Annotated in this window: 8 protein-coding genes and 1 tRNA gene; 6 read left to right on the forward strand and 3 right to left on the reverse strand. The window is 69.8% G+C overall.

Going from position 1 to position 7,179, the window contains the following annotated elements:
• The first annotated feature begins 39 nt into the window (after positions 1 to 39).
• The 6 genes from VKT83_11865 (at position 40) to VKT83_11890 (ending at position 6,243) form a co-directional block, all read left to right on the forward strand.
• The gene (locus tag VKT83_11865; protein HLY23150.1) at positions 40 to 1,314 is read left to right on the forward strand and encodes an MFS transporter; all 1,275 of its coding nucleotides are present in this window, start codon (positions 40 to 42) and stop codon (positions 1,312 to 1,314) included.
• Positions 1,314 to 2,195 carry a dienelactone hydrolase family protein gene (locus VKT83_11870; GenBank protein HLY23151.1) on the forward strand — a complete coding sequence of 294 codons (882 nt, stop codon included), beginning with the start codon at positions 1,314 to 1,316 and terminating at the stop codon, positions 2,193 to 2,195. The genes VKT83_11865 and VKT83_11870 overlap by 1 nt, the downstream gene beginning before the upstream one ends.
• 61 nt (positions 2,196 to 2,256) lie before the next feature.
• On the forward strand, positions 2,257 to 4,152 hold the full coding sequence (locus VKT83_11875; protein ID HLY23152.1) for a heme o synthase: 1,896 nt from the start codon (positions 2,257 to 2,259) through the stop codon (positions 4,150 to 4,152).
• 94 nt (positions 4,153 to 4,246) lie between these two features.
• Positions 4,247 to 4,777 carry a redoxin family protein gene (locus tag VKT83_11880; GenBank protein HLY23153.1) on the forward strand — a complete coding sequence of 177 codons (531 nt, stop codon included), beginning with the start codon at positions 4,247 to 4,249 and terminating at the stop codon, positions 4,775 to 4,777.
• Between the two features lie 102 nt (positions 4,778 to 4,879).
• Entirely contained in the window at positions 4,880 to 5,254 is a 375-nt protein-coding gene (locus VKT83_11885; GenBank protein HLY23154.1) for a hypothetical protein, read from the forward strand.
• A gap of 203 nt (positions 5,255 to 5,457) precedes the next feature.
• Complete coding sequence (locus tag VKT83_11890; GenBank protein ID HLY23155.1) at positions 5,458 to 6,243, forward strand: nucleotidyltransferase domain-containing protein; 786 nt, start codon at positions 5,458 to 5,460, stop codon at positions 6,241 to 6,243.
• Between the two features lie 18 nt (positions 6,244 to 6,261).
• On the opposite strand, the gene VKT83_11895 is transcribed toward VKT83_11890, so the two are convergent.
• The 3 genes from VKT83_11895 to VKT83_11905 form a co-directional block, all read right to left on the reverse strand.
• The gene (locus VKT83_11895) at positions 6,262 to 6,759 is read right to left on the reverse strand and encodes a hypothetical protein (protein HLY23156.1); all 498 of its coding nucleotides are present in this window, start codon (positions 6,757 to 6,759) and stop codon (positions 6,262 to 6,264) included.
• Between the two features lie 159 nt (positions 6,760 to 6,918).
• Positions 6,919 to 6,993, reverse strand: a tRNA-Asn gene (locus VKT83_11900).
• Between the two features lie 84 nt (positions 6,994 to 7,077).
• The coding region (locus VKT83_11905) for an integrase core domain-containing protein (protein ID HLY23157.1) at positions 7,078 to 7,179 on the reverse strand (102 nt) is incomplete at its 5' end.

Below are 7,179 nucleotides of genomic sequence, written 5' to 3' on the forward strand. Positions count from 1 at the left end.
GGAGGCCGGCATCAGCCGGCCGTCGAACGACCTCAGTCTGTGAACCGCCGCGTTCTCGCCCAGTTGAGTTACGGCCACTTCGCGACCGACTTATCGCAGGGCGCGCTGCCGGCGCTCCTGCCGCTGTTTAAGAGCCAGTACCATCTATCCTACACGGACGTCGGCTTTGTGGTCCTCATGGCTAATATCAGCTCCTCGGTCATTCAACCCGCATTCGGGGTGCTGAGCGACCGGGTCCAGATGCGCTGGCTCATGCCGGCCGGAGCGCTCATTTCCGGAACCGGCATGATTCTGGCGGTCTCCGCCCACCATTTCGCGGTCATGATCGCCATGATTTTCTTGTGCGGCGTGGGGGTGGCCGCGTTTCACCCGGAAGGGTACAAGTTCGCCGGCCTTGCGAGCGGCGAACGGCGCGCCACGGGAATGTCCTATTTTTCCGCCGGCGGCAACGTCGGGTTCGGGTTCGGACCCGCCGCCGCGAGCATCGCGCTGCACCTCGCCGGTCCGCGGGGGCTGTTCTACCTGCCGGTGTTCAGCATCCCGGCGGCCGTGATCTTGTGGTTCGTCGCGTCGCCCCGGCGGCGAAGCCAGCTCGAAGCCGAATGGCACGAGACCTCGCGGACGGCCTCGTCGGATTCCCAGGCCCACCCGCCGGCCGGGGCCGCGGCGCCGGCGCGGTTCGGAGGCATGGCCGCGCGCACGATGTTGACCCTGCTCGTCAGCTTCGTGATCCTCCGCTCCTGGGTCTCGGTCGGCGAGTCCAGCTTCATTCCGTTGTACCTCACCGGCGTCCATCACCTGAACCCGACCTATGCCGGCCTCTTGATCAGCCTTTTTCTCGGCGCGGGATCGGTGGGCACGCTCCTCGGGGGCGTCGCCGCGGACCGCTGGGGCCGCCGGCGCATGCTGCTCGTCTCCATGCTCGTCCTGCCGCCGCTTTTGTGGCTGATGCCGCGCGCCGTGGGGCCCGTCGGGCTGATCGCCGCGCTGATTGCGGGGATGGCGGCGGTCAGCACCTTCGCCGTCGTCATGGTCATGGCGCAGTCCGTCATCCCGGGCCGGATCGGCCTCATTTCGGGACTGATCATCGGCTTCGCCGTCGGCACCGGCGGCATCGGCACGACGCTGCTCGGGGCCGTCGCGGATCGCTGGGGAGTGCTCCGCGCGCTGGATATCACAGCGCTGCTGCCGCTCGCCGCTTTCGCGATCGCCCTGTTTCTGCCGCCCGACCCGCCGGGTGTACGGAACCCGGACGTCGAATCGACGCGTACTTCGATGGGCGGCATACACGCCAATGTCGCCGGAGGACAGTGATGCGCAGTGAGATCGGGAAGAATGCACGGGTGGATCGCCGGCGGTTCCTGGGATACCTGATCGCCGGCGCACTCACCGCGGTGCGGCCGCCGCACGCCTGGGCCGCCGCCGCCAAGACGCCGCCCCCGCCGGGTTCGCCTCCGGACAAAGTCGGCACATCGGGGGTCACGGTCAAGCCGGACGATCCGGCGATCTCCGCCGGCTCGGTCGAGTTCCCCGGACTCGTCTCGACGCTCCAGGGATACCTTGCCACCCCGGCCGGGGGAGAGACGTACCCCGCCATCCTGCTACTGCACGACGCCAGCGGCTTGTCGGAGCATATGCGCGACGTGGCGCGCCGCTTCGCGAAGATCGGCTACGTCACCCTCGCGCCGGACCTCCTGTCGCGGTCCGGCGGCACGGCGAAGGCCGGCACGCCGGCGCAGGTCGGCGACGCGATGGCGAGGATCCTGATCCCGCAGTTCATCCAGGACGCCAACAGCGCCGTACGCTATCTCGAGACGCACCCGCTCGTCGCCAAGACGCGGGTGGGCATGATGGCGTTCGGTCTCGGCGGGGCTTTCTCGTGGTTCCTGCTGGCGGACAATTCAGACCTTCGGGCGGCCACGATTTGCTACGGCGGCGTGCCGAACCTCCAACTGGTGCCCCGCATCAGCACGTCGGTCCTCGCCATTTACGGCGACGGGGACGGCCACGACGCGGACGACCTCAAAGACCTCGACGCGGCGATGAAAAAATCCGGCGAGCCGTGGACGTACAAGATTGAGCCGAAGGCCGGGCGCGGCTTCTTCGACGACACGCGGCGGGCCTATACGCCGGAGGCCGCGAAGGACGCCTGGAAGATGTCGCTCGACTGGTACGGGAGCCACCTGACCGCCTGACGCCGACCCCGGCGCAGGACTACCGGCGCCCTGCGCCTGATGATATGATTCGTCGAGCGACGTGATCGAGCCGACTCCCCCGCCCATCTGGTTGTTCCGCGCCTTCGCCGTGACGACGGCCGTCGCGGCGTATTTGCTCGTGCTGCTCGGCGGTCTCGTGCGGATCACCGGCGCGGGTCTCGCCTGTCCCGACTGGCCGCTCTGCCACGGCCGCCTCGTTCCGCCGCTCGAGGGGCTGGTGCTGATCGAGTACGGCCACCGGCTGCTCGCCGCGTCCGTGAGCGTGCTCGTGCTGCTGACCGCGGTGCTGGCGTGGCGCGTGCGGCGGGCGGTACCGGGAAGCGGGCGTCTCGCGCTGACCGTCCTGGTGCTGGTCGCCGTACAGATCGTGCTCGGCGGCCTGACCGTCAAGTGGCGGCTCACGCCGGGCCTCGTGGCCACCCATCTCGGCGTGGCGATGCTGTTCCTTGCGGGGCTGCTCGCCCAGGCATCCAACGCGCTGCGCCCCACCGGCGCCTCCGCACCGGCCGGATTCCGCCGGCTGGCGCTCGGCGCCGCGGCGGCGACCTTTGTGATGATCTTGATCGGCGGCTACGTCGGCTCGAGCGGCGCCGCGCTGGCATGCCCGAGCCTGCCGTTCTGCCGGGGGGGCGTCGTGCTACCGCCCGACGCCCCCTCGCAGATCCACATGCTGCACCGATTCTGGGCGCTCGTCGTGACCGCGCTCGTGGTCTGGACCGCCGTCGCGGCGACGCGGCTGCGCGTCCGCCGCCTGGTGGTCGCGGCGCATCTCGCGCTGCTGTGCGTCGTGCTGCAGATCGCCGCCGGGGTGCTGAACGTCGCGACGCGGCTCGCGCCGGCCGTGCAGAGCGTACACCTCGGGCTCGCGGCCGCGCTGTTCGCGGCGCTCGTCGTCGCCACGGCGCTCGCCGGGCCGGCACCGGAGCCCGCGGCCGCCGCGTCCCGCCGCTCCCACTCGCCGGCCGGCGCGCGGCGGCCAATGCCGACGATCGCCGGCGGGTCCATCGACGAACCGATCGCCGCCGATGCGCTCGGCTGGGCTGAAGAAGAGAACCGGACCCCCCTTGCGCGGGCGGCCGCCACGGCGCGCGACTACCTCGCATTGATGAAGCCGCGGATCATCCTGCTGCTGCTGATCACGACGATCACGACCATGATCGTCGCCTCGCCGCACCATCTGCCGCTCGCGGCGCTCATCCTGACGGTGCTCGGCGGGACCCTCGCGGCGGGGTCCGCGAACGCATTCAACATGTACGTCGACCGGGATATCGACGCCATCATGCGCCGGACGTGCCTGCGCCCGGTGCCGGCCGGCCGCGTCCGCCCGTCGCAGGCGGTGACCTTCGGGGTGGTCACCGGCTGCCTCTCGATGGCGGTAATGGCGTTCGGCGTGAACCTGCTCGCGGCCGCGCTGTCCACGGCCGGCATCTTGTTCTACGTGGGCGTGTACACCCTGTGGCTCAAGCGCGCGACTCCGCAGAACATCGTGATTGGCGGCGCCGCGGGCGCCGTCCCGCCGCTGGTCGGCTGGGCCGCGGCGACGGGCCGCATCGAGGCGCCGGCCGTGGCGCTCTTCGCCATCGTATTTCTGTGGACGCCGCCGCACTTCTGGGCACTGGCGCTCGGCAAGGCCGACGACTACCGCGCGGCCGGGGTGCCGATGCTGCCGGTGGTGCGGGGAGACGCGGAGACGCGCCGGCAGATCTTCGTCTACTCGCTCGTCCTGGCCGCCGCCACCCTCGCGCTCTACGTGCCGCTCCACGCGCTCGGACCGGCCTACGCCATTGCCGCCGTCGCGCTCGACGCGGTCTTCGTGGGCCTGGCGTGGGCCGTCCTGGCCCTCCGCCGGCCCGGCCTCGAGATGGCGCTCTTCGGGTACTCGATCTTGTACCTCGGTCTGCTCTTCACCGCGATGGTGATCGACCGGCTCGTCTAAGCGCCGCAGGACGCCGCCGCCCCTGGGCTTTATCAAAAATTTACACCCGCCCGATAGGGTGGGGTTGATCGCTGACGCACCGCGGAGGATACCCATGCGGACATTGCTAGTGGTCTCGTCGTGCGTGGCTGTTCTGACGGCGGGGATGCTGGGCCTTCATGCGCTCCCCGGCCTCGCGGCGGCGAACGCCCCCGACCTCGCCGGCGGCGGTCCCTGGTTCAATACGGACGGGCGGCCGGTGACGATCGCGTCGCTGCGCGGCAAAGTCGTCGGCGTGGAAATGTGGACGGCCGGCTGCGAAAACTGTCTGAACGTCCTGCCCTACATGAAGCAGTGGTACGCGAAGTATCACGGGCAGGGGTTCGTGCTCGTCGGCGTGCACACGCCCGAGTTCGCTCACGAAGGCAAGGTCGAGTACGTGCGCGCGGCAATCGCGCGCCTCGGCATCACGTACCCGGTCGTCATGGACAACGACTACCGCATCTGGAACGCCTACCACAACGCCTACTGGCCGGCCTTGTACCTCGTCGACAAGCACGGGCAGATCCGGTACACGCACGTCGGCGAAGGCGAGTATGACGTGACGGAGCGGCAGATCGCCGCCCTGCTGAGCGAGAAAATCTAAGTTGGCCACGCCGGGTCGACGCCGGCAACGTGAAACGTCCACGGGCGCCTTGGGGAAAATCAATTGACGGCACGGCCATGCCGGTAACGGAGGGCCCCAACCGTGGAGTATGTTCTTGGTCTCTTTCCCGACGAAGCGACGGCAGAGCGGGCGGCCGGCGTCCTACGGAGCCTCGGTCTGCGTGACGACGACTACCGTGTGAAAACCTACGCCGCGGCGCCCCGCGGCATCAGAGGGTGGGGCGAGTGGCTGTTCGATGCGGCCGGGCCGCGACCGGAAATGGAAGCGGAGGGCCCTCCGCCGGACGACGTATATTGGTACGAAGATCGGATTCGGGCCGGCGAAGCGCTGGTGGCTGTTCGGGTTGAAGACCGCGAAGGCTCTGAGATTTGGCGCGCCATGCGGCGCGCTGGCGGCCACGACGTCCGCCGGTATTGGACGCGGTTTACCGGCAGATACAACGCGAAGACGGCCTGATCGCGCCCCCACGTAGCCAAGCCGGCCGCGCCTGCGACGATCCGCCGCCCCGGCGGCGGTGAGGGGTTCCCCGCAGGGCGGCGAATCTTTCCGTCACGATGGTTCCATCCTCGCGTCCGCGCGCACCCGGGGTCGTGCGCGCGCGGACCACGCCCTCAGGACGCGCCGCCGCCCGCCCCTTCCCGGCAGGCCGCGCGGACTCTGTGGCGCCGGACGTTGTGCGCGCCGCCCGCGAGGTCGCGGAGCGCCTCGCGCAGGAGCGGGCCGAGGCCGTGGCGCTCGTCGGGAGCCGCGTGCGCGGCGACGCCCACGACCATTCGGACCTCGACCTGATCGCGCTCGGCCGCGGACCCGTCCGCCGGCTCGAGATCCACGAACCCTTTGTCGTCTCGGTGCAGTGGCGGACCGCGGCGCAGGTCCGCGACGGCTTCTCGGACCTGGCCGACCTCAGCACGATCCCGGGCTGGCGGCGCGCCGTGATCGTCCACGATCCGAAGAAACAGGCCGCCGGCTTGAAGCGTGAGGCGCTCGCGTGGGCGTGGGACGCGCTAGGCGCCCGGCCCGACGCGTGGGTAGCCGAGCAGATTACCGACTACGCCGAAGAAGTCTTCAAGCTGGTGGGCAGCCTGCGGGCCAGCCGTTACAGCGCGGCCGCGGTCCAGCGCGCGGTGCTCGCCCTCCGCCTGCCTCGCGTGCTGGCCGTGCACCGCCGCACATTGTACGACGGTGATTCGCAGTTGTACGAGGCGATCGTCGCCGGCATGGGCGAGCCGTGGCGCCGCGCCCACCGCCGCGCGCTGGGCGTTCAGGCGGAGACGCTGGAGCAGACCTGCGGCGCGGCGCTCGAGTTGTACGCGCTCGCCGCGGAGGAGACGAAGCAGCTGCTTGACGAGCGGGAGTTCGCCGTCGTGCGGGGCGCCTGCGCGGCGGCCGGGTTCCCGATCGGCAGGCGCCCGGCCGCGCGCGAGGCGGTCAAACCGCGGCGCTAACGCGCCGCTGCGTCGAGCCTACCAGCCCCCGTTGCCGTACCCGCTGTTGCTGGGCTTCGGCTGTCCGGACCCTCCGGCAGCCCCCGGCTTGAGGTCGACCTTCGCTACCCACCACTTCCCGGCGACGCCCTGGCCGTTGGCCTGGTGCGGCGCGCTGTCGCCCGAGTACACGTAGAGCAGGTGTCCGTTGTAGCTCACCTGCGAGCCGTTCGCCGTCGTGACGAGCGCAAGCTTGCCGGGAAGCGGCTCCCCGGTCGCCGGCGCCGACGTGCTGAGGAGCGGCGGCCAGATCTTCGCGCAGCCGTCCGTGCACGAACTTGTCGTCGGCGTGTCGCTCGCCACGTAATACAGCGTCATGCCCTTGGCGTCGGTCAGGACCTTCGTCGACACTCCCTTGACCATGATCGCCGCGGTGTCCACCGTGTTCGCGGCGCCGAACGCGGCCGGGCCGATTGCCGCCGCGAGCAGCACGAGGCCCGCCACGGCCGCCAGCACTGCGGTCGTCCGTCGCTCCATCGGCTCCCACCTCCCAGAGATTCGCCCCTACCGCACCCAGGATGCGCCTGCCGCATCACGGATCTGTCAGCGGCTCGTAACGTCGATGCAACGAGGCGGCGGAAGGTCGGCGCGAGAACGGACAGACGGGCGAACGGAAAGATGAAAGCCACAAAGAATTGGCTCCTCGGGTAGGATTCGAACCTACAACCCTCCGGTTAACAGCCGGATGCTCTACCATTGAGCTACCGAGGAGCGCCGACCCTGTGATTGTAGGAACGGCCGGAGCGCGTGTCAATAACATGTACTGGTCCAGTAGATCCGAAAGACTTTGCCTCCTCATGAGCGTGTGGCAGGCTGCGCCGCCTTCCAGCGGCGGATGTACTCGTTCGGAGTCAGGTAGCCGAGCGCCTGGTGCGGCCGGACGTTGTTATAGGTCTC

The sequence above is a fragment of the bacterium genome (assembly GCA_035308905.1).
In the GTDB taxonomy this organism is placed as follows: Bacteria; Sysuimicrobiota; Sysuimicrobiia; order Sysuimicrobiales; family Segetimicrobiaceae; genus DASSJF01.

What these genes read in the sequence shown, in the direction of transcription:
- VKT83_11880 (HLY23153.1), top strand. Translation starts at nt 4,247, where the DNA reads ATGCGGACATTGCTAGTGGTCTCGTCGTGCGTGGCTGTTCTGACGGCG.
- VKT83_11895 (HLY23156.1), bottom strand. Translation starts at nt 6,759, where the DNA reads ATGGAGCGACGGACGACCGCAGTGCTGGCGGCCGTGGCGGGCCTCGTG.
- VKT83_11870 (HLY23151.1), top strand. Translation starts at nt 1,314, where the DNA reads ATGCGCAGTGAGATCGGGAAGAATGCACGGGTGGATCGCCGGCGGTTC.